Consider the following 19,626-nt stretch of genomic DNA (forward strand, 5'->3'; position numbering starts at 1 on the left):
GTCTTCGCCAGCCCGCCTGCTCCGCGGCCGTGCGGACGGTGAGTCGTCCCCGTGCCTGGGCGACGGGCGGGATGTGACGCCTCCTTCCGCCAATGTCCATCGTCTGGTGGGTGACGGTTTGGGTGGACGAAGGAGCAACGTGTGGACCGCATCCCTCCCGACGCAGCGGAGGACACCCGGCTTTCGAGCAGCACGCCCTACCTGGACCAGATCCTCGACGGAGGCTGGTTGCGTGGGGGGCTCTACATCCTCACCGGGCCGCCGGGCACCGGGAAGACGACGCTCGCCAACCAGATGTGCTTCAACCTGGCGAAGAAGGGTGAGCCGTCCGTCTACGTGACGATGCTGACGGAGTCGCACGGGCGGATGGTGCTGCACCTGCGCTCGCTGGACTTCTTCGACGCGGAGGTGGTGGGCACGCGCGTGCACTACGTCAGCGGCGTGGACGCGCTGAGGACGGGCGGCGCGCATGGGCTGTTGGAGCTGCTCACCCAGGTGATGCGGGACAAGGCCGCGCGGCTGCTCGTCATCGACGGCTTCTCCGTGGTGCGCGAGCACATCCGCGCGCACGTGGCGCAGCGCGAGTTCCTCCAGGCATTGTCCATGCGCGCGAGCCTCCTGGGCTGCACCACCTTCCTGCTCAGCTCGGAGGAGGGGCGGGGCGCGGACGTCGAGCACGTCATGGCGGACGGCATCCTCTCCCTCAACATGGAGCGCGTGGGGCTCAAGGCCGCGCGGAGCCTGGAGGTGGTGAAGCTCCGCGGCAGCAACAACCTGCCGGGCCGGCACACCTTCACCATCGACGGGCACGGCGTGTCCGTCTTCCCGCGCTACGAGGTCCTCAACCCGAACAACTCCGAGAAGGTGGCGGACCCGGACCGGCGCTCGCGGTGGGGCATTCCGGGGCTGGATGCGCTGTGCGGCGGAGGGCTCGTCACGCTGTCGTCCACGTTGGTGCTGGGCAGCCCGGGCTGCGGCAAGACGCTGCTGGGGCTGCACTTCCTGGTGGAGGGCGCGAGCCACGGCGAGAAGGGCCTGTACTTCGGCTTCGCGGAGCGGAGCGCGCAGCTGTTGCGCAAGGCGGACGCGGTGGGGCTGCCGCTGCGCGAGTTGGTGGAAGCCGGCACGCTGCGCCTCGAAGCGCGCGCCCCGGTGGAGACGCTGCCGGACGCCATGGCGCAGGAGCTCATCGAGCTGGTGGACGAGCACCACTTCCAGCGCGTCTTCCTGGACGGGCTGGAGCCCTTCGCCCGCGAGTCCATGGACCCGGAGCGCGCTCCGCGCTTCATCGCCGCGTTGCTCAACGCGCTGCGAGACAGGGAGGTCACCGTGCTGTTGACCCAGCATCCCACCGAGCTGCTGGGGACGGAGCTGCACTCCCCCATGCGCGGCGTGGAGACGCTCTGCGACAACATCCTCTTCCTGCGCTTCTTCGAGCAGGACGACTGCCTGCACCGGCGCATCTCCGTGCTGACGATGCGCGACAGCGCGCATGACCCACGCCTGCGTGAGGTGTTCATCTCCTCGCGGGGCTTCGAGGTGCGGGAGCCGGGAAGGAAGCAGCCATGAGCCGCATCCTCGTCGTGGAGGACGAAGACATCCTCGCGGCCACCCTGTGCGAGGTGCTGGAGGACGAGGGCTACGAGGCCCTGTACGCCCGCAACGGCCTGGACGCGCTGCGGCTCCTATCGGAGAAGGGGCCGGACCTGGTGCTGCTGGACCTGATGATGCCGCTGATGGACGGCATGGCCTTCCTCACGGCGAAGGCGCTCGACGGGGGCATCCAGCACGTACCGGTGGTGGTGATGACGTCCGCGTCCCGCTCGGTGCTCCAGGGGCACGGCGTGGCGGGTTTCCTCGCCAAGCCCTTCAAGCTGGAGACGCTGCTCGACATCATCACCGGAGCGCTCGACAAGGGCAGGGCGCGCGGGCGGGGAGGGTAGGGCTACGCGCGCGCCGGCTCCACATGGACCACCACGTCCACCACCTGCGGGTAGGCGTCCTGCAGGCGTGTCTCCACCTGGTCCGCCACCTCGTGGGCCTGCGCGGTGGACAACTGCGGGTCCACCTCGATTTTGAGGTCCACGTAGACGCTCTCCTCCATGCCGCGGCTGCGCACGTCGCGGCAGGAGCGCACGCCCGTCACCTCCATCGTCCTGCGCGCCACCTCCACCGGGTCCAACCGCGCGGTGTCGGAGAGGATGCCCACCGAGTGCCGGACGATGCCGTACGCCACCCACGCCACGAAGACCATGACGCCCAGGGCGATGACGCCGTCCGCGCGCGGGTAACCCAGCCACACCAGCAACAGCGATACGAGCACGGACAGGGTGACGTAGACGTCGGACATCGTGTGGCTCGCGTCCGCCATCAGCAGAGAGCTCTTGTACTTGCGCCCGTAGTACCCCTCCACCCGCGTCACCGCGAGATTGACGACGAGGGTGAAGACCATGACGCCCGCCATGGTGGCCGTCACCTGCGGGTGCTTGTCGTGCAGCAGCGAGTCGAGCGCCATGCGCCCCAGCTCCAGCATGCCGATGCCAATCATGGCGCCGATGCCCAGCGACGCGAGCGCCTCGAACTTGCCGTGGCCGTAGGGGTGGTCCTCGTCCGCCGGGCGCGACGCCACGCCCATGGCCACGAGGCCCAGCACGTTGGAGCCGCCGTCGATGAACGAGTGCAGCCCGTCCGCCGTCACCGCCGCGGACTGGCTGATGAGGCCGAAGGCGAGCTTGGCGGCGGCCACCACCCAGTTGGCACCGAGGATGGCGAGCAGCACGAGGCGCACCTTCCGGTTGCGCTGCTGCATGGCGAGGCTGCGGTCTGTGACGGGCGTTTCCACGGCGCGGCAAGCTACCGGGAAGCACGCCCGGCCGCGAGAACGTCGTGCGTCCGGCGGAGCGCCCAGGTGCGCGCGTCAGTTCGGCTGGCGGAACAGCCGCATGCGCGGGCCGCCGCCCATCTCCATGAAGAAGCCGAACTGGAACTTCACCTCCGAGTCCTGGCTCAGCAGGCCCGGCGGCGGGTTGGGGAAGGGCTGCGCGCGCTTGAAGGAGGACACGGCCTCCAGGTCCAGGAAGTCCAGGCCGCTGCTCTTGTCCACCTGCACGTCCTTGAGCTGGCCCTTCTCGTCCAGCGTAATCGTCAGCAGCGTGTACCGGTCCTTCCCCGAGTACGTCGCGCCCGTCGGGTCCCTCCGGCGGAGCTGCTCGTTGGGGTTCCAGTGCATGCCCACGCTCTGCTTCACGCGGTTGAAGAAGCTGGCGTACTTCCACTCGCGGGTGTTGAGGAGCGTCTCGTCGCCCTCGTCCGCGTCCAGGTGGTCATTGGGCGCGGCGCCCACCACCCTGTCCATGGCGGCGCGCGAGGGCTGCAGCGCGGCCATGCCCGGACTGCCCATGCGCCCCGCGGAGCCGGCTTCCTCGGAGCCCGCGCCCGGCTGAATCTTCAGGCGCTTCGAGTTGCCCGTCAGCTCGTCGCTCTCGTTCTGCTGGTTCACCGAAATGCCCGGCCCCCGGGTGTTGGGGTCCGTCTTCACGGCGACTTCGTTCTTCCGGCGCGCGTCGGGAATCTCGAGGGAGGGCTTCTTCTGGGCCTCGGCCATGGGCTTCTCGTCGTTGCCCATTCCGTTGTTGCCAGTCATTCGCGGTGCCTGGTCCTGGCGCGAGTCCGCGCCCTCCTGGGCCTGCGGCGCCGTCCGCTGCGGCATGGCGTTGCGGTAGAAGGGCGTCTGCTCGCGGGCGCGCGTCTCCTTGTTGACGCGGTTGTCGCTCTCCGCGAGGTACTTCGCGTTCGGGTCCACCTGGTCGTTGCCCGGCGCGACGTCCACCACCTGTCCCTTGGGCTTGTCCTCGGGCTTCTTCTCCTCTTCCTTCTTCTCCTTGACCTTGGCGCGCTCGGACACCTGCGGCTTCGCGCGCGGGTCCATCTGGCCGCGATTCTTCGCCCACTGGTCGGCGGAGAGGGGACGGACGGCCACGGAGGTGGGCTTCGAGGGCCGCTTCTCCTTGGAGGACGGCGCGAGGCTGCCCGTGAGCAGCACGGCGCCCACGTAGACGGCGTGCAGCAGGAGGGCGAGCGCCACCGCGGCGACCATGCGCCACGGGGAGCCCTGCCGCTTCCGGCGGCGCCAGTCTGTAGGAGAAGAACCCGTGCTCACGGCGCGATGATAAACCTCCGGGCCGGCGGCTTACTCCCGTCCCGTTCGCGGCAGAACAGGCGGGCAGGGGAGGAGATTCGCGAGACGTGCACTGGTACGCATGAGCCGCCCCCCTCCAGGCATCAATAGATGGGGGCCACCTCGGCGCCGTTGAAGTAGTGACGGAGGATGTCCTGGTAGCGCTGCCCGGCCTCCGCCCGACCGATGGCGCCTGTCTGGCACATCCCTACTCCGTGCCCCCACCCGCCGCCACGGAAAAGCCAGCCGGTAATCTGGCCCTCGGCGTCCCGCTCGGCTTGCACCACCGCCATGCTGCTGTTCAGCATCCCGAAGAGGCGGCGGATGTTCAGCTCTCCGCGAATCTGCGTGGCCCCCTGCTCGCCGGAGAGCGTCAGCACCCGGGCCCGCCCGGACACGCCGCGCTCGGAGAAGGCCAGGGCCTGCACCCGGCCGATGCCCAGGTGGCGGGTGAGGGCGTTGACCTGCTCGGCCGTGAAGCGCTTCTCCCAGCGGAACTTGCTCGGCTGCGCGAAGCTGGACAGCCGGCAGGCGGCGGGGAGGTCGGTGGCCGCGAGCCACTCCTCCAGGTGCGCCGGCAGGGGGTAGTGGCCCGCGTTGGGCAGCACGTCCGGGCGGCCGCGCAGGCTGGGGTCCGGCGGGCCGCCCCACACCACGTCGTTGTCCTCGGTGTGGCCGCCGCAGACGGCGCTGTAGACGGAGTCCACCAGCCGCCCCCCATCATGGCTGAAGAGGGCCTCGCCCCGGGTGGCCTCCACGGCGGCGGTGGTGCTGGCCACCTCGCCGGTGCGCCCGCGGTACACGGCGCAGTGCTGCTCCGAACAGAGAAGGTACGGGTCCGCGAGGTGTTTGATTCCCACCTTCGCCAGCAGCTCGCCCCGCGCGGTGACGGCCTGCGCCTTGAGCGCCTCCGGGTGGGCGCGCGCGAAGATTTCCGAGGGCACCAGCCCCTTGAGCAGGTCCTCCAGCGGCACGACATTGACCACGGCCAGCGTGCCGGCGCGGTCCACCACGAGCTGGAGAGCGCCCCGGAAGGTGCGGTCCTCGAAGCCGTGGAAGTCGTAGCCGACGCCGTATTCGACCTGGCGCACGTCGAAGCCCGCGCCGTCCGGCGTCTCGGCGTCCAGCTTGTCCTGCGCGAGGCCCACCACCACGCCGGCCTCGTCGCGCAGCTCGAGGATGGCGCTCGCCGGGGTGCGCACCTCCTCGAAGAGGGACGTCCTGACGCCGTAGCCGCGCAGCAGCTCCGCCTGCTTGCGGCTCGCGGCCTCGGGGGTGAGCGCTTCGTCCACGAGGAGCAGGTAGCGCCGGTTGTCGATGACCTTGCCGGCGATGCCGTACACCGCGCCGAGCACGTGCGCGCGCACCGCGATTCCACGCGCCTTCCATTCCTCCATGGCCGCGCTCAGGCCCTCGCGGTCATTGATGCGGAACTCACCGAGCTGCACGCGCGCGGTGAGCACCGCGGGCTCGCCCTGCGTCACGCGCACCGTCCACCGCGTGCCGGCCGCGGCGTCCAGCACCTTGTCGACGGGGCCTCCGAAGCGGAGCTTCATGCGGCCTCGCGAGGAGAACGTCACCTCGCGTCGGCCCTCCATCAGGCGGATGGGGATGCGCGGCTCGCCGCCGCGGAAGTCGAGCCGCTTGAGGTCCCCGGGGCCTGGCAGTCCCTGGGCGAGCGGGTCCTCGGCCTCCAGGCCGGGCAGGGCAGGGCTCGCGGCGACGCCACCGTCGGTGCCCGTGCCGCTCCGCTCGTTCTCGGAGGCTTCCGGGTGGGGAGCGCCATCGCCCATCCCTCCGCGCGCATCCTCGGAGGTCGCCGTGCCTCCATCCGGAGAAACGCCTGCCTGCCCGCCCGCGGGGGAGGGGACACGTCCGGGCGCGGGCTTCGGGCTGGCGCACGCGGCGAGCAGGAGGGCGGCTAGGAGCAGCGGGACGGCGAGTCGCACGGAGGGCGCCACCGTAGCCGCGGGCCCGGTGGGCTGTCACGGCCGGATGGCCACCGGGGCGCCGGGATAGCCCGGACATGGCGTGAATACAACGCCCCCGCCCCCGCGTTGCCCTGGCTCATGCGAATTCGACGAGCTCTCCTGAAGAAGACCCCGACGGCCGCCCTGGCCGCGAGCCTGCTCATGCTCGGCGCGACCGCGCACGCCGACGGCGGGCTGTTCCCCCTTCCCGACCTCCAGCCGGGCAACCCGTCCGCTCCGGCGCCCGACACCACGGCCCCCGCCGCCCCGGGCGCGCCCACGACCGACCCCAGCGTGGAGCCGCCCCTCGGCGTGCAGCCCGTGCCCAACACGCCCGTGGAGTCGCTGCCCGCGCACGCGGACCACGCGAACATCGCCGAGCCGGGCCCCCAGCCGGGCACCAAGGCCTCCGCGCTGGCGCCCGCCGCCACGTCCAACTTCAGCCGTGAGTGGGTGGTGAGCTCCTCCGGCAACGACTCCGGCGACGGCAGCGCCGCGCAGCCCTTCCGCACCATCGCGAAGGCCATCTCCCAGGCCAACCCCGGCGAGGTCATCCGCGTCCTCGCGGGCACCTACAACGAGCGCATCATCCTCGGTGACAACGCGAAGCCCGGCACCCCGGAGGCGAAAATCACGCTCCAGGGCGAGGGCCGTCCGCGCCTCACCCCCGGCAACGGCGGAGGCGCGCTCGTGCAGGTGCGCCGTCCCAACTGGGTCATCGACGGCTTCGACCTCGACATCCAGGGACAGGCCTTCTTCGGCGTCACCTTCGAGGGCAACGTGCAGGGCTCGGTGCTGGCCAACTCGGAGCTGCACCATGGCGGCGGCGGAGCCGGCGTGACGACGTTCGGCAACGCCACCGGTGCCACCATCGAGAACAACCACATCCACGACTTCGTGCGGACCACCGGCAACAAGGACTCGCACGGCGTCGTGGTGCAGCCGACGTCGCACGACATCACCGTGCGCAACAACGACATCCACGACAACTCGGGTGACTCCGTGCAGTGCCTGGGGCCCGAGGGCTTCAGCTCGCTGCCCCCCGCGGACGGCCTGGTGGTGGAGAACAACCACTTCTACGCCAACCGTGAGAATGCGGTGGACATCAAGACGTGCCACAACGTCGTCGTCCGCAACAACCGCATGCACCAGTTCCGCCCGACGTCCACGGCGAAGGGTGACGTGGTGGTGGTCCACTACTCCGCGAAGAACGTGACGGTGGAGGACAACGAAATCTACGACAGCGCCAAGGGCATCTCCGTGGGCGGCAACCGCGAGGGGCCCATGCCCAGCGGCATCGTCATCCGCCGCAACCGCGTGCACGACATCACCAACGTGGGCGGCGGCGAGGGCACCGGCATCCGCCTGGAGAACTCCAGCAACACGGTGGTGGTCAACAACACGATTGCGCGCGTGGCCACGGCCTTCATCATCGGCCACGGCACCGGCGGGCCCACGCAGGCCCCGGTGGTGCAGAACAACATCGTGGACGCCGCGCCCCTCGCGATGGACCTGGGCGGCCAGGCCCCGGGCATGAAGATGGCGGCCAACCTCTTCCCGGCCGGCGCGCAGTTCAAGAAGAACGGGACGCTCGAGGGGCTGGACGCGTTCAAGTCCGCCACCGGTGACACCTCGTCCGCGGCCGGCGCGTCGGATTTGGGCGAGGCCTTCGCCCCCGGCACCGCGGCGGTGGACAAGGGCACCGACGTGGGCCTGCCCTTCTGCGGCGCGAGCCCGGACATCGGCGCGGTGGAGCTGGGCTGCTGACGGCGGTCCGCCCCACGCCCCGAAAATCAGGGGCCGGAAATGACAAGGCCCGATGCGGAGCTGATTCCGCATCGGGCCTTTGTCTTTGAGGCGCCACCCGGATTCGAACCGGGGAATGAAGGTTTTGCAGACCTTTGCCTTACCACTTGGCTATGGCGCCGAGAGGATGGGGTCGGCTTTATACGCAGCCGGCCACCGCCCGGTCAAGGATGCAACAGCAGCATGGACGCATTGCGTTCCGTTACCATGACGCCCGCAAAAAGGTTCCACCCCGGGTGCGCGTCGGCCCCCCGAAGAGAGAGGTGTCCTGGAGACGCTGCACGGGCATGGGCTGTACCTGGAAGCGCATGACGCATTCCGCCGCACGGTGCGGGCAGTGGTGGACAAGGAGGTCCTCCCCTTCGCGGCGGAGTGAGAGGAGCGCGAGGAGTTCCCTCGGGAGCTCTTCACGCGCTTCGGCGAGCTGGGGTTCCTCGGGCTGAAGTACCCGGTGGAGTCCGGGGGCTCGGCGGCCGGAGAGCTCTACGAGGCGGTCCTCCTGGAGGAGCTGGGGCGCTGCGGCTCTGGCTGCGTGTCCGCGGGCCTCGCGGCGCAGTTCACGATTTCGACAGGCCCCATCCACCTCTTCGGCACGGACGCGCAGAAGCGCCGCTGGCTCGCCCCCGCCATCCGCGGCGAGAAGATTGGCGCGCTCGGAATCACCGAGCCGGATGCCGGCTCGGACGTGGCCGGCCTGCGCACCACCGCGCGGCGCGACGGTGACTTCTACGTCATCAACGGCTCCAAGACGTACATCACCAACGGCGTGCGCGCGGACTTCGTGGTGCTGGCCGTGAAGACGGACCCGGACAAGGGCCACAAGGGCCTGTCCATGCTGGTGGTGGAGAAGGGCACGCCGGGCTTCAGCGTGGGCCGCAAGCTGAAGAAGGTGGGCTGGCGCGCCTCGAATACGGCGGAGCTCTTCTTCGAGGACCGCCGCGTGCCGGCGGAGAACCTGCTCGGCGTGGAGGGGCAGGGCTTCTCGCAAATCATGGGCAACTTCCAGTGGGAGCGCCTGTCCCTCGCCCTCGGCGCGGTGGGCGCCACTGGCGCGACGCGCGCCTGGGCCCCATCGGCGGCGGCACCAGCGAGGTGATGAACGAAATCATCGCCAAGCAGCTCGGGCTCTGATTGTAGGCGGGGCTCGCCTACAGTGGGTGGCGCGGTGCGGTAGGGCCGCGCCGCCCAGGTGGAGCAGGCGGCCGAGCGGGACGGAAGAGGTCCCCGGCGCTCCGGGTTCCCGGAGAAGACCCCGCGGAGGTCTTCGTGGAGCCCACCATCGTCTGTGCCGAGCTGTACATGCGCCTGGGTGACGACGAAGTGCTCGTCCTCGACTGTCGTGAGCCTTCTGATTGGGAACGCTATGGGCTGCACATTCCCGGCGCGCTGCGGATGACGCCCACGGAAGTCGCTCGCGAGCTCCACATGCTCCCGGATGACGAGCTCATCGTCCTCTGTGGATGCGCCCCGGACGGGCGGGACACCCGCCGCGTCTGCCGCCTGCTGCGCATGCGCGGGCGCGAGGCCGTGTGCCTCGAAGGCGGGCTCGGCGCCTGGGTGACGGGGGGCTACCCCACCGAGCGCCATACCGCGCCCCAGGTCGCCCTCCACCGCTGACGTGGGGTGGAGGATGCGGCGCGTCGACAAAGGGTGTATGGAGCGGCCGACTTCACCCTCCACTGGAGACATGCCCCCATGGCCAGGCTTCGCGCGGCGCTGATTGGCGCCACTGGGCTCGCTGGACAGCAGTTCATCGCGGCCTTGAAGAACCACCCGTTCATCGAGCTGACCGGCCTCGCCGCGTCGCCCCGCTCGGCGGGCAAAGCCTATGGGGACGCCCTGAAGACGGCCAATGGCATGACGGCATGGTTCGTCAACGAGCCGCTGTCCCCCGAGATTGCCCGCATGCCCGTGGTCAGCGGCGACGCGCTCCAGGCCAAGGACTACGACCTGGTCTTCTCCGCCGTCGAGGCGGACGTCGCGCGCGAGCTGGAGCCGAAGCTCGCGAAGGACATCCCCGTCTTCTCCTCCGCCAGCGCCTTTCGCTACGACGAGGACGTCCCGCTCCTCATCCCGCCCGTCAACGCCTCGCATGCGCCGCTCGTGAGGGAGCAGCAGAAGCGCCGCGGCTGGAAGGGCTACATCGTCCCGAGCCCCAACTGCACCACCACCGGCCTCGCCGTGACGCTGGCCCCGCTCGTCGAGCGCTTCGGCGTGAAGGCCGTGCTGATGACCAGCCTGCAGGCCATGTCCGGCGCCGGCCGCTCGCCGGGCGTCATTGGCCTGGACATCCTCGACAACGTCATCCCCTACATCCCCAAGGAAGAGCACAAGGTGGAGGTGGAGACGAAGAAGATCCTCGGCGCGCTCAAGCCCGACGGCGCGGCGCTCACGCCCCATGACGTCCGGGTGTCCTGCACGTGCACTCGCGTGGCCGTCATGGAGGGCCACACCGAGTCCGTCTTCGTGTCGCTCGGAGCGAAGGCCACCGTCGCCGAGGTGGTCCAGGCGATGCGCGAGTGGAAGGGGGCCGAGGTGGCTCGCGGCCTGCCGTCCGCTCCTCCGCGCTGGATTGAGGTGCTGGATGATCCGTTCCGCCCGCAGCCCCGCCTGGACCGCGACACCCACGGCGGCATGGCCACCACGGTGGGCCGCGTGCGCGAGGACGGCGTGCTGGAGAACGGCTTCAAGTACGTGCTCGTCTCCCACAACACCAAGATGGGGGCCGCGCGCGGGGCCATCCTCGTGGCGGAGCAGCTTCGGGCCCAGGGGTTGCTGGGCTGACCCCGAAGCGCGAGGCACCCTCGACTCAGATTGAGGGTGCCATTGCCGGCTCGAACCACTACTGTGCGCGCCCGCGGACGCGCTAGATTCTTCTAGAGGAGATTTCTCATGGCCTATGTCGTCGCCGAGCCTTGCATCAAGTGCAAGTACACCGACTGTGTCGAGGTGTGCCCGGTCAACTGCTTCTACGAAGGTGCCAACTTCCTGGTCATCCACCCGGACGAGTGCATCGACTGTGGCGCTTGCGAGCCCGTGTGCCCCACCAAGGCCATCTTCCCGGAGACCGAGCTCCCCGCGAAGTGGACGGAGTACAAGGCGCTGAACGCTGACTTCTCCGCGAAGTGGCCCAACATCGCCGAGAAGAAGGACTCGCTGCCCGAGGCTGAAGAGTACAAGGACAAGCAGGACAAGCGCTCCCTGCTCGAGGCGAAGCCCGGCAAGTAGGCCGCCCGCCACTGCGTGTCCCTGGAAGGCCCTCCCGCCCCACGGCGCGAGGGCCTTCGTCGTTGCGGGTTCCATCATTCCGCGCGCAGCGAGCGCAGCCGGAGCCCGCGCGCCTCCAGCGCGTCCCGCAGCCGCGCCAGCTCTCCGGTGGGAATCGGCCCTCGCCGGCCCTGGATGCGCAGCGCCACCTCGCGGGGGCCTGTGCGCTCCACCTCCACCGTGGCGTCCAGCGAGCCGCGCAGGCTCAGGCTCAGCGCCGGCCGCTGCGACTTCACGAAGACCTCGATGCGCTCGATGAGCTCCAGGGCGGCGTCCGCGTGCGTGGAGGGAGTCACCGCCTCGGTGCTGGCCGCGCCGCCGCTCCCCGTTGCTTCGATGCCTGCGACTCTGGATTCTGGGGCGGGGACCTCCGCCGCGCGGCGGCCCGTGTCGGGTGTCACGGTGACGGACGCGGGGCGCGATTCGGGTGGCGGCGTCTCACGGGCCAGCTCGCGCTTGATGAGGTCGGCGAGCCGGTGCTCGGTGCGCTCCTGTGCCTGGGTGCCGGCGTCGCTTCGCACCGAGCCCAGCCGCTGCGCCTCCGCGTGCATCGCCTGCCGCGTTCGTCCGAGGTTCTCCGCGCTGCTGGCCAGTGCCCCGCGCGAGGTGGCGAGGACGGGGCCCGAGGCTCTCGCCGTCAGTGGCGCGGAAGCCCGCGCGCCCGTGGGTCCAGGGCCTCGGGTGGACACCGTGCCGGGGCGGAGCGGGGGAGCGGTTTCGCGGGCAGGAGCCCGAGCGGACCTGGCCGGCGGACTTGCGTCCCTGCTCCGTTTCGCATCCGCCTCCTGAAGTGCCTTCTGGAACCGGGCCCCGTCCGGCGCCTGCTTCTCTTGCGCGGCGTTGGCTGGGGACTCTGGGGCATCGACCTTCATGGCATCCCTCGCGTGGGTGGCGCGAGGGACAGAGCAGGGGACGTGCCAGGAGCCACGCCCCGGGGAAGGCCCCGGAGGCGTGCGATGCGACGGACGGGCGTCCGGGAGCGGGATGCCGTCCTAGCGGCGTGTGCCGAACGCGCCGGGCTGCACGGGCGCCAGGCCCGTCAAATCATTGACGGCCAGGGGGCATGCCTCCAGTGCCACCGGGTCCACCAGGGTGGTCACCTGCGTCCAGTCGCGCTCCGGAAACACCAGCGCGTCGCGCATCTCGATGGAGGTGAGGCCCTTCTTGTACTCCCAGAAGCGGCCGCGCATGAGGACCTTCGTCCCGCGCAGGAGCTTGTTCAGGTCCACGTACTGCGTCTCGGCGAGCTTCGCGGTGATGTCCACCTTCATGCGCTTCTTCGGCTTGCCGAACTGGAACTCGTACTGCGTCGTGGAGGGAGGCTCCGGCTCCACCCAGACGAGGCGCGCCACCATGTACGGCTTCTCCGGCTCCTCGCCCTTCTTGAGGCGCTTCTTCTTGGGCTTCTCCAGCTTCACGTCGACGACCTCGAGGCCGGAGAAGGCCAGCTCGTGGTCCAGGTAGTTGTCGCGGAAGAGCGCTTCGGAGGTGGAGGCGGCCACGGACGTGGCGCGCTCCACGTCCTCCTTGTAGCGCTCGCGCAGCACCGGCAGGGTGAGCAGGAAGCTGTCCAGCGGCTTCACGCCGTCCGACAGGAAGCGCAGCTTGCCCATGTCGATTGCGGGGTAGTACGGCGCCAGCGCCTGCGCGGTGCCGAGCCACTCGGGGGACAGCTTCTGGTCGATGAGCACCCGCCGCACCATCGCGACGAAGAAGGCGTTGCCGGGGAATCGCCCGTTGACGAGCTGGGTGTTCAGCGCCTGCACCAGCGCCGGCTCCAGCATGAAGTTCTCGTCGCGCTTGTGGAACAGCGCCCCCGACTCGCCGAGCAGCGTGAACATGGCGCCCACCACCTGCGCGCAGTTGGCGTCCTGGGTGCCCTCGCGCAGGGCCTTGTACATGCGCGTCTTGACGAAGCGCTTGTCCAGGTCCTCCTCGCGGAAGACGGGGGCCTGACCGTTGCCGAAGAAGAGCTCCGGCTGGGCGGCGGCGGGTAGGGCCAGCAGGCTCAGGGCGAGTGCGAACAGTGGGGCGGAACGCATGACGTGCCGGAGCCTATCACGAGGCCTCCACCGGCAGGGGCTCCCCCTCCGGCGCAGGCGAGGCCTGGAGCACCAGCGCGGCGGCGGCCAGCTCCAGCACCGCGGCCACGGCGAAGAGGCGGTGCCCGCCCAGCCAGTCATAGACGGCTCCGGAGGTGGCGTAGCCCACCAGCCCGCCCACGCCGAACGTGACGGCGGCGAACAGCGCCTGTCCGGACGCGCGCAGCTCCGGCGGCACGCGCCGCGCGAGGAAGGCGACGCAGGCCACGTAGAAGGCGCCGAACGTCAACCCATGCAGCGGCGCGAGCGCCAACAGCACGCCCGCGGACGACGTCAGCGCCATGCCGCCCCAGCGCAGCGCGCTCACCGCGAAGGCGAAGCCCAGCACGTGGCGCGGCGCGAGGCCTCCCGCGAGCCGCGGGTACAGCGCCATGACGACGACCTCCGCCAGCACGCCCGCGCCCGCCGTCAGCCCCACCACGGAGGGAGTCAACCCCAGCGACATGACGTGGATGGAAAGCGAGCCATGGTAGGGCGCGCACGCCAGCCAGTGCAGGCACGTGGCCGCCAGCAGCCAGCGGATCTCCGCGTGGCGCAGCAGCCGCAGCCCCGCGAGCGGGTGCGGACGCGGCCCGGGCACGGCGGTGTCCCGCAGCGTGAGCGTCCACGGGATGAGCAGGAACAGCAGCACGAGCGGCGCCACCACCAGCGTGCGGTCCACCCGCGTCACCCACAGCCCGAACACCACGCTGGAGGCGATGAAGCCCAGCGAGCCGAACAGCCGCAGGTGCGCGTAGCTGTAGCCGGTGCGCGCCACGTGGTGCATCGCCAGGCTGTCGATGAGCGGCGGGAACGAGGACACGAAGGCGCCGTACGTCACCAGCGTGGCCACCAGCGCGGGGAAGCTCCGCGCCACCAGCAGGAGGGAGAAGGCGAGCGTCGCGCCGCACGCCAAGCCGGTGAGCACGCGGGCGGCACGACCTGTACGGTCGGCCAGGTGCCCCCATACCGGCGGGGCGACCAGGGACAGCAGCGGACCAATGGACAGCAGCAGCCCCACCCGCGTCGCGGAGAGCGACAGCGATTTGAGGTACGCGGGCAGGAAGGGCAGGACGATTCCTACCGTCGCGTAATAGAGGAAATAGAAGCCGGCCAGGGATACTCGGGCGGCTGCCGGATGCTGGCCTGGCATGGGGACCCGCACCTTGCCATGCCCGGGGGCTTTTTCCGTCTGTTGACGCACCGGGGATTTGTGTACCTTGCCCCCGACATGGCCACCCCCACGGATACCACCGCCGCGCCCGTTACCATCACCCAGATTCAGGGTGAGGCGGAACTGATGCAGGCGCTCGCCATCCGCGAAGTGGTGTTCATCGAGGAGCAGCACGTCCCCGAGGGCATCGAGCGCGACGCGGAGGACGCCAATGCCTACCACATCATCGCCAACCAGGGCGGGCATGCCATTGGCACCGGCCGTCTGGTGATGCTGCCGCAGGCTCCCGCCAACCAGTCCGGCAAGTGGGGGCAGATTGGCCGCATGGCCGTGCTCCAGGCGCACCGCAAGGCGCGCGTCGGCTCCATGCTGCTGACCCACCTGGAGGACGAGGCGCGCAAGCGCGGCTGCACGGGCATCATGCTGCACGCGCAGCTCTACGCGCTCGAGTTCTACAAGAAGCACGGCTACGAGCCGGTGGGCGCCGTCTTCCAGGAGGCCGGCATCGACCACCTGGAGATGCACAAGCGCCTGTAACCGCCATCACCGCCTCGGTGGTTTCGGGGCGGGAGGCTGGGCGTGGCGAGGGTCCTCGGGCCACGAGTGCCGCGGGTACTTGCGGCACAGCTCCTTGCGGATGGCCGGGTAGTGCCGCTCCCAGAAGCCGGCCAGGTCCGTCGTCACCTGCACCGCGCGCATGTTGGGCGCCAGCAGGTGCAGGACGAGCGGCACGCGCCCCGCGCACACGTTGGGCCCCTGGGCCATGCCGAAGAAGTCCTGCAGGCGCGACTCCACCCAGGGCGGCTTGCCGGGCTCGTAGTGCACCTTCACGCCGCGCCCGCCGGGCAGCGTCACGCGCTCCGGGGCATGGCTGGCCAGGAGCCGCTGCTGCTCGGAGGTGAGGCGCGCGTAGAGCGCGTCCAGGAGTGACACGCCCTCCAGGTCCTTGAAGCTGCGCGCGTCGGAGCACAGCGAGGCCAGCGCGTCGCGCAGGAAGGCGTCGTCCACGGTGGGGAACTTCGCCTCGGGGAAGGCCTGGGCGAGCAGGGCCACGCGCGTGCGCCACTGCTCCAGGGCCTCCGGGTCCGCGAACTTCCCTGGCCCCGCGGCGAGCGCCGCCTCGACGAGGACGCGCGCGGCCTCCTCGGAGGGTGGGGCGGGGGTGCGCGTCTCCTCCAGCACGAGGTTGCCGTAGGACAGGCGCGTGAGGCGCTCCACGCGGCGGGCCTCGGCGTTCCACTGGAGGGTGTCCACCTCTTCGAGCGCGTCCGGGTAGAGGTCCAACAGCCACTCGGGCTCCACGGCGCTGGCGAGCCGCACGACGGCGCCACGGCCCGGCCGCTCCTCGGCGTCCACGGCCACCATGAGGTCTGCGTCCTGCACCACGCTCATCTCGGAGAGCGAGACGGTGCCACCGCCGAACAGGAGCAGCTCGGGAGCGCGGGGACGGCGCCGGCGGGCCACGCGGTCCGGGTAGCCGGCGAGCACGCTGAGCATCAGCGCCTGCTCGACATCCTCGGGGCGCTGGGGGCGCTCGCCCTGGTTGCGCACCGCGCGCCGGAGCTGCTTCTGCACGCGGTCCACGGACTGCACCGCGCCGGCTTCGAGCGAGAGCGAATGCAGCCGCCCGGAGGCGAAGCTCGCGCGCTCGGCGTCGCGGAAGCGCTCGAGCAGCTCCAGCAGGTCGGACGGGCCGCTGACGACAGCGGCGCCACGGCTGCCGCTGCCCAGGTTGGCGCGGGCCTCACGGCGGATGTCGCGCTCACCCATGAGGGCCGCGAGTGTCGCGGCTTCGTTGCCCACGCCGCGGCGCTCGCCCTCGACGATGACGCGCGCCTGGCGCGGGTGGACGGGGAAGCGCAGGAGCCGCTGGCCCACGTCCGTGACGAGCCCCTTCGCATTCACCGCGCCCAGCCGGCGCAGCAGCGACTCCGCCGCTTCGAGCGAGGCGGGAGGCGGCGCCTCGAAGAAGGGGAAGGCGCCGAGGTCGGTGATGCCGGAGGCGCGCAGGGAGAGCACCGTCTCCGCCAGGTCCATGCGGCGGATTTCGGGGGCCTCCTGCTCGGGGCGGCCGTCGAAGTCGTGCTGGGTGTAGAGGCGCAGGCAGTGGCCCGCGCGGGTGCGGCCGGCGCGGCCCGCGCGCTGAATCGCGGAGGCGCGGCTGACCTTGGACAGCTTGAGCTGCGGCAGGCCGGACCACGGCGAGTGGCTCGCCACGCGCGCGAGCCCGGTGTCGATGACCACGGCCACGCCGTCGATGGTGACGGACGTCTCGGCGACGTTGGTGGAGAGGATGATTTTCCGGCGCGAGCTGCGGCGCACGGCGCGGTCCTGCTCGGCGGGGGAGAGGTCTCCGTGGAGCGGGAGGACGTCGGCGCCGTGGCGCTCGGCGAACTCGGCGCAGATGTCTCGCGCGCGGCGGATTTCTCCGGCGCCGGGGAGGAAGACGAGCACGTCGCCGTCGAGCCCGTTGGCGAACACGCGCTTGATGCCGGAGAGCACCTGCTGGTCGAGGTACCGGTCATCCTGCGCGGGGAGGTACTCCACGCTCACGTCGAAGCGGCGCCCTTCCGAGCGCAGAGAGGGACAACCTCCGAGGTACTGCCGGATGGGCTCGGCCTCCAGGGTCGCGGACATGACGACGACCTTGAGGTCCGGGCGCGACGTCTCCTGGAGGCGGCGCAGCATCGCGAGCGAGATGTCCGCGGACAGGTGCCGCTCGTGGAACTCGTCGAGGACGACGATGCCCACGTCCTTGAGCTTCGGGTCCGTCAGCAGGCGGCGGCCGAGCACGCCCTCGGTGACGAAGGACAGACGCGTCTTCGCGCCGCGCACGTCCTCGAAGCGGACCTGGTAGCCGACGGTTTCTCCGACGCGCTCGCCAATCTCCTCGGAGACGCGCTGCGCGGCGAGCCGGGTGGGGAGCCGGCGCGGCTGGAGGACGACAATCTCCTTGCCGCCTCCGAGCCCGGCCTCCAGCAGCGCCCGAGGCACGCGCGTCGTCTTGCCGGCGCCAGGAGGGGCCTCGAGCACGAGCGAGCGAGTACCCCGCAGCGTGGAGACGACCTCCGGCAGGAGAGGGTCGATGGGAAGGGCGACGTCCGCCATGGCCGGGTTCCTCTAACGGCGCGGTCCGAGGACCGCTCAGGGTGTCTCGGAGCCGGAGGCGTCCGGAGCAGGTGTCGCCTTCTTCTTCCGCACGCGAGGCGCCTGTGCCTCCGCGCTCGCGGCGGGAGCCGGTGCTTCTCCCTCGGAAGCAATGGGAGCGGCCTCCGCCTTCTTGCGTCCCTTCCGGGCGCCGCGAGGCTCGGCCTGGGGCTCGCCGTTGGACTCGGCGGACGGCTGCTCCTGAGTCGCTACCGGTTCCTCGGCGCGGGCTTCTGGCAGGGCGTCCGTGGCCGGGGGAGGGGACTCCGAGGGGGCCGCGGTGGAGGCGTCTCCGGCACTGACGGCGTCGGTTGCCCCTGGCGCTGGTCGCACTTCCTCGGGTTCCGTCGCAGCGGAATCACTCACGCCATCCGACGCCGCCTGCGCGGACGAATCCGCCTCTGGAGCCTCGGAGTCCATCGCGCCACCGACGCCCGCGTCCAGCGCGGCGACCTCGGCGAGCTCCGCCTCGGTGGGCTCCATGGAGTCCACGGGCTCCTCGCCGAAGCCGACCAGGGCCTCTTCGGCCGTCGGTCCCAGCCCGCGTCCGGCGCGGCGCTTGGGCTTGAGGCTCAAGCCCGCCGCCTCGTAGACGCTGGGCACGGGCACCATCGCCGCCTCGGACAGCAGCCGCGCCTGGCGCAGCGCCACGTCGAGCTTCCGGCCCAGGGCCACCAGCTCCTCGCGCAGGACGCTCTCCACCTCGGGCGTGAGCGGCGCGGGCTCGTGGCTGGAGCGCCATTCGGTAAAGGCGGTGGTCACCTTCTCCATCACCGGCCGCACCAGGGCGAAGTCGTCGCGGGCGAAGATGCGCGCGACGTACGAGCTCTTGGTGCGCCGCTCGTACGACGTCGCGTACTCGATGATGGAGTCACGCGGCGCGCGGCGGAGCTGGGGGAACTTCACGTGCGGGAACAGCGCCTCGATGACGGGCGCGCGGCTGCTCGCGGTGAAGGTGATGCCGGCGTGCAGCTTCTCCAGCGCGTCCACCCACAGGCCCTGCTGGTGGAACGCGTACTCCTCGCGGGCCTCCTCCAGCTCGGGCAGGTCCTTCACGCGGTCCAGCACGCCTGCGGAGGGCGCGCGCGTCGTGCGCACCAGCTCCAGGGCATCGGCCAGCCAGCGCTTCTCGGCCTCCAGGCCGGGCCGGCCCGCGAGCATCTCTCCCGCGGTGGCGAGCCGGGCCTCGAAGGCTTCGGCGAAGCGGATGAGCTCATACGACTCGAGCGTGGACGACATGCAGCGGGCTCCTCGGAAGGGCGGCGGGAGATACCACGAGACGTCAGCGTCCGCCGAGCAGCACCGCCATCGCTTCGCGGTGCGTGAAGTCAGGGAAGGCGGCATCGGCACCCGCCGCCATCAGGGCCTCGGGCGTGAAGGAGCCGGTACCCACGCCGATGCACTCCGCGCCAATGCCCTTGGCCGCATGCACGTCCTTGGGCGTGTCGCCGATGATGACCACGCGGCACTCCTCCACGGGCGCGCCGAGCTGCGCCGCGCCGGCCTTCGCGCCGAAGCGGATGAGCTCCGTCCGGTCCTCGGCATCGCAGCCGAAGCCGCCGAAGGCGAACTGGTCATAGATGCTTACGCGCTCCAGCTTCACGCGGGCGCCCTCGCGCACGTTGCCGGTGCCCAGGCCCACCGCGAAGCCCGTGCGCGAGCGGGCCTCCTGCACTGCCTCGCGCATGCCCGGGAACACGCGGTAGCGCTGGTCATCCACCTTGTGCACCTCCGCCGCGAGGTGGGCGAGGTACGCGGCGATGACGGCGTCGATGGCCTCCGTCGAGTCCTCCGCGCCGATGGCGTGGAGCCCCTTGCGGGCGATGGCCCGGTCCGTCATCCCGGACATGCTGAACGAGTCGCACGCATCACTCCGCCCGTGGAGCCGCTCGAAGGCGAGCTCCATGGAGCGGCGCCCGGCGCCTCCGGTGGTGACGAGGGTTCCATCGATGTCGAAGAGCAGGACGGTAGGCCGCATGGCCCCCATCTAACGGAAGCTCCGGG

General features: G+C 70.8%; 18 protein-coding genes and 1 tRNA gene. 9 read left to right on the top strand and 10 right to left on the bottom strand.

All coding sequences use genetic code 11. From position 1 onward, the window contains the following. Positions 1-141 precede the first annotated feature (141 nt). Positions 142-1,569 (top strand): ATPase domain-containing protein, encoded by a 1,428-nt coding sequence (locus tag ACVTJA_RS19950; RefSeq protein WP_465838295.1) that lies wholly within the window; start codon positions 142-144, stop codon positions 1,567-1,569. Then, positions 1,566-1,943, top strand: a complete 378-nt coding sequence (locus ACVTJA_RS19955; protein ID WP_465838297.1) for a response regulator — start codon at positions 1,566-1,568, stop codon at positions 1,941-1,943. The genes ACVTJA_RS19950 and ACVTJA_RS19955 overlap by 4 nt, the downstream gene beginning before the upstream one ends. Positions 1,944-1,945: 2 nt before the next feature. Here the strand turns inward: ACVTJA_RS19955 and ACVTJA_RS19960 are convergent, their stop codons facing one another. From ACVTJA_RS19960 to ACVTJA_RS19970, 3 genes are all read right to left on the bottom strand, one after another. Beyond that, a complete protein-coding gene (locus ACVTJA_RS19960) occupies positions 1,946-2,842 on the bottom strand; it encodes a cation diffusion facilitator family transporter (RefSeq protein ID WP_465838299.1) in 897 nt (298 codons plus the stop codon). Between the two features lie 75 nt (positions 2,843-2,917). After that, positions 2,918-4,159 (bottom strand): TonB family protein, encoded by a 1,242-nt coding sequence (locus tag ACVTJA_RS19965; RefSeq protein WP_465838301.1) that lies wholly within the window; start codon positions 4,157-4,159, stop codon positions 2,918-2,920. Positions 4,160-4,281: 122 nt separating this feature from the next. Beyond that, positions 4,282-5,970: a SpoIID/LytB domain-containing protein gene (locus ACVTJA_RS19970; RefSeq protein ID WP_465840453.1), complete on the bottom strand. Its 1,689-nt coding sequence runs from the start codon at positions 5,968-5,970 to the stop codon at positions 4,282-4,284. A gap of 276 nt (positions 5,971-6,246) precedes the next feature. On the opposite strand from ACVTJA_RS19970, the gene ACVTJA_RS19975 reads away from it, so the two are divergent. Next, the gene (locus ACVTJA_RS19975; RefSeq protein WP_465838303.1) at positions 6,247-7,914 is read left to right on the top strand and encodes a right-handed parallel beta-helix repeat-containing protein; all 1,668 of its coding nucleotides are present in this window, start codon (positions 6,247-6,249) and stop codon (positions 7,912-7,914) included. An 88-nt stretch (positions 7,915-8,002) separates the two neighbouring features. On the opposite strand, the gene ACVTJA_RS19980 is transcribed toward ACVTJA_RS19975, so the two are convergent. Beyond that, positions 8,003-8,074: transfer RNA gene (locus ACVTJA_RS19980), tRNA-Cys, on the bottom strand. A 318-nt stretch (positions 8,075-8,392) separates the two neighbouring features. On the opposite strand from ACVTJA_RS19980, the gene ACVTJA_RS19985 reads away from it, so the two are divergent. From ACVTJA_RS19985 to fdxA, 5 genes are all read left to right on the top strand, one after another. After that, entirely contained in the window at positions 8,393-9,049 is a 657-nt protein-coding gene (locus ACVTJA_RS19985) for an acyl-CoA dehydrogenase family protein (RefSeq protein WP_465840455.1), read from the top strand. After that, positions 9,025-9,084, top strand: coding sequence for a hypothetical protein (locus ACVTJA_RS19990; RefSeq protein ID WP_465840457.1), 60 nt, complete (start codon positions 9,025-9,027; stop codon positions 9,082-9,084). The genes ACVTJA_RS19985 and ACVTJA_RS19990 overlap by 25 nt, the downstream gene beginning before the upstream one ends. Before the next feature lie 135 nt (positions 9,085-9,219). Next, on the top strand, positions 9,220-9,570 hold the full coding sequence (locus tag ACVTJA_RS19995) for a rhodanese-like domain-containing protein (RefSeq protein WP_465838304.1): 351 nt from the start codon (positions 9,220-9,222) through the stop codon (positions 9,568-9,570). A 78-nt stretch (positions 9,571-9,648) separates the two neighbouring features. Continuing rightward, positions 9,649-10,737 (top strand): aspartate-semialdehyde dehydrogenase, encoded by a 1,089-nt coding sequence (gene asd / locus ACVTJA_RS20000; RefSeq protein ID WP_465838306.1) that lies wholly within the window; start codon positions 9,649-9,651, stop codon positions 10,735-10,737. A gap of 108 nt (positions 10,738-10,845) precedes the next feature. Then, a complete protein-coding gene (gene fdxA, locus ACVTJA_RS20005; RefSeq protein ID WP_465838308.1) occupies positions 10,846-11,181 on the top strand; it encodes a ferredoxin FdxA in 336 nt (111 codons plus the stop codon). Positions 11,182-11,255: 74 nt separating this feature from the next. Here fdxA and ACVTJA_RS20010 read toward each other — a convergent pair whose 3' ends face one another. The 3 genes from ACVTJA_RS20010 to ACVTJA_RS20020 all read right to left on the bottom strand — a co-directional run bounded on the left by ACVTJA_RS20010 (position 11,256) and on the right by ACVTJA_RS20020 (position 14,454). After that, positions 11,256-11,771 carry a hypothetical protein gene (locus ACVTJA_RS20010; RefSeq protein WP_465838310.1) on the bottom strand — a complete coding sequence of 172 codons (516 nt, stop codon included), beginning with the start codon at positions 11,769-11,771 and terminating at the stop codon, positions 11,256-11,258. A gap of 441 nt (positions 11,772-12,212) precedes the next feature. Next, positions 12,213-13,262 (bottom strand): hypothetical protein, encoded by a 1,050-nt coding sequence (locus tag ACVTJA_RS20015; RefSeq protein WP_465838312.1) that lies wholly within the window; start codon positions 13,260-13,262, stop codon positions 12,213-12,215. A 16-nt stretch (positions 13,263-13,278) separates the two neighbouring features. Next, positions 13,279-14,454: an MFS transporter gene (locus ACVTJA_RS20020; RefSeq protein WP_465838314.1), complete on the bottom strand. Its 1,176-nt coding sequence runs from the start codon at positions 14,452-14,454 to the stop codon at positions 13,279-13,281. A gap of 78 nt (positions 14,455-14,532) precedes the next feature. On the opposite strand from ACVTJA_RS20020, the gene ACVTJA_RS20025 reads away from it, so the two are divergent. Continuing rightward, the gene (locus ACVTJA_RS20025; protein ID WP_465838316.1) at positions 14,533-15,012 is read left to right on the top strand and encodes a GNAT family N-acetyltransferase; all 480 of its coding nucleotides are present in this window, start codon (positions 14,533-14,535) and stop codon (positions 15,010-15,012) included. Positions 15,013-15,018: 6 nt separating this feature from the next. On the opposite strand, the gene hrpB is transcribed toward ACVTJA_RS20025, so the two are convergent. Genes hrpB through ACVTJA_RS20040 form a run of 3 tightly spaced genes read right to left on the bottom strand, consistent with a single transcriptional unit; the run spans position 15,019 to position 19,609 of the window. Next, complete coding sequence (gene hrpB / locus ACVTJA_RS20030; RefSeq protein WP_465838318.1) at positions 15,019-17,583, bottom strand: ATP-dependent helicase HrpB; 2,565 nt, start codon at positions 17,581-17,583, stop codon at positions 15,019-15,021. Between the two features lie 36 nt (positions 17,584-17,619). Further along, positions 17,620-18,861, bottom strand: coding sequence for a prolipoprotein diacylglyceryl transferase (locus ACVTJA_RS20035; RefSeq protein WP_465838320.1), 1,242 nt, complete (start codon positions 18,859-18,861; stop codon positions 17,620-17,622). 43 nt (positions 18,862-18,904) lie between these two features. Next, positions 18,905-19,609: an HAD family hydrolase gene (locus ACVTJA_RS20040; protein WP_465838322.1), complete on the bottom strand. Its 705-nt coding sequence runs from the start codon at positions 19,607-19,609 to the stop codon at positions 18,905-18,907. Between the last annotated feature and the right edge of the window lie 17 nt (positions 19,610-19,626).

It is taken from the genome of Pyxidicoccus sp. M6 (assembly GCF_055568925.1).

What these genes read in the sequence shown, in the direction of transcription:
- ACVTJA_RS19970 (WP_465840453.1), bottom strand. Translation starts at nt 5,970, where the DNA reads ATGGGCGATGGCGCTCCCCACCCGGAAGCCTCCGAGAACGAGCGGAGC.
- ACVTJA_RS20035 (WP_465838320.1), bottom strand. Translation starts at nt 18,861, where the DNA reads ATGTCGTCCACGCTCGAGTCGTATGAGCTCATCCGCTTCGCCGAAGCC.
- ACVTJA_RS20025 (WP_465838316.1), top strand. Translation starts at nt 14,533, where the DNA reads ATGGCCACCCCCACGGATACCACCGCCGCGCCCGTTACCATCACCCAG.
- ACVTJA_RS20040 (WP_465838322.1), bottom strand. Translation starts at nt 19,609, where the DNA reads ATGGGGGCCATGCGGCCTACCGTCCTGCTCTTCGACATCGATGGAACC.
- ACVTJA_RS20010 (WP_465838310.1), bottom strand. Translation starts at nt 11,771, where the DNA reads ATGCACGCGGAGGCGCAGCGGCTGGGCTCGGTGCGAAGCGACGCCGGC.
- ACVTJA_RS20015 (WP_465838312.1), bottom strand. Translation starts at nt 13,262, where the DNA reads ATGCGTTCCGCCCCACTGTTCGCACTCGCCCTGAGCCTGCTGGCCCTA.
- asd (WP_465838306.1), top strand. Translation starts at nt 9,649, where the DNA reads ATGGCCAGGCTTCGCGCGGCGCTGATTGGCGCCACTGGGCTCGCTGGA.
- hrpB (WP_465838318.1), bottom strand. Translation starts at nt 17,583, where the DNA reads ATGGCGGACGTCGCCCTTCCCATCGACCCTCTCCTGCCGGAGGTCGTC.
- fdxA (WP_465838308.1), top strand. Translation starts at nt 10,846, where the DNA reads ATGGCCTATGTCGTCGCCGAGCCTTGCATCAAGTGCAAGTACACCGAC.
- ACVTJA_RS19975 (WP_465838303.1), top strand. Translation starts at nt 6,247, where the DNA reads ATGCGAATTCGACGAGCTCTCCTGAAGAAGACCCCGACGGCCGCCCTG.
- ACVTJA_RS19955 (WP_465838297.1), top strand. Translation starts at nt 1,566, where the DNA reads ATGAGCCGCATCCTCGTCGTGGAGGACGAAGACATCCTCGCGGCCACC.
- ACVTJA_RS20020 (WP_465838314.1), bottom strand. Translation starts at nt 14,454, where the DNA reads ATGCCAGGCCAGCATCCGGCAGCCGCCCGAGTATCCCTGGCCGGCTTC.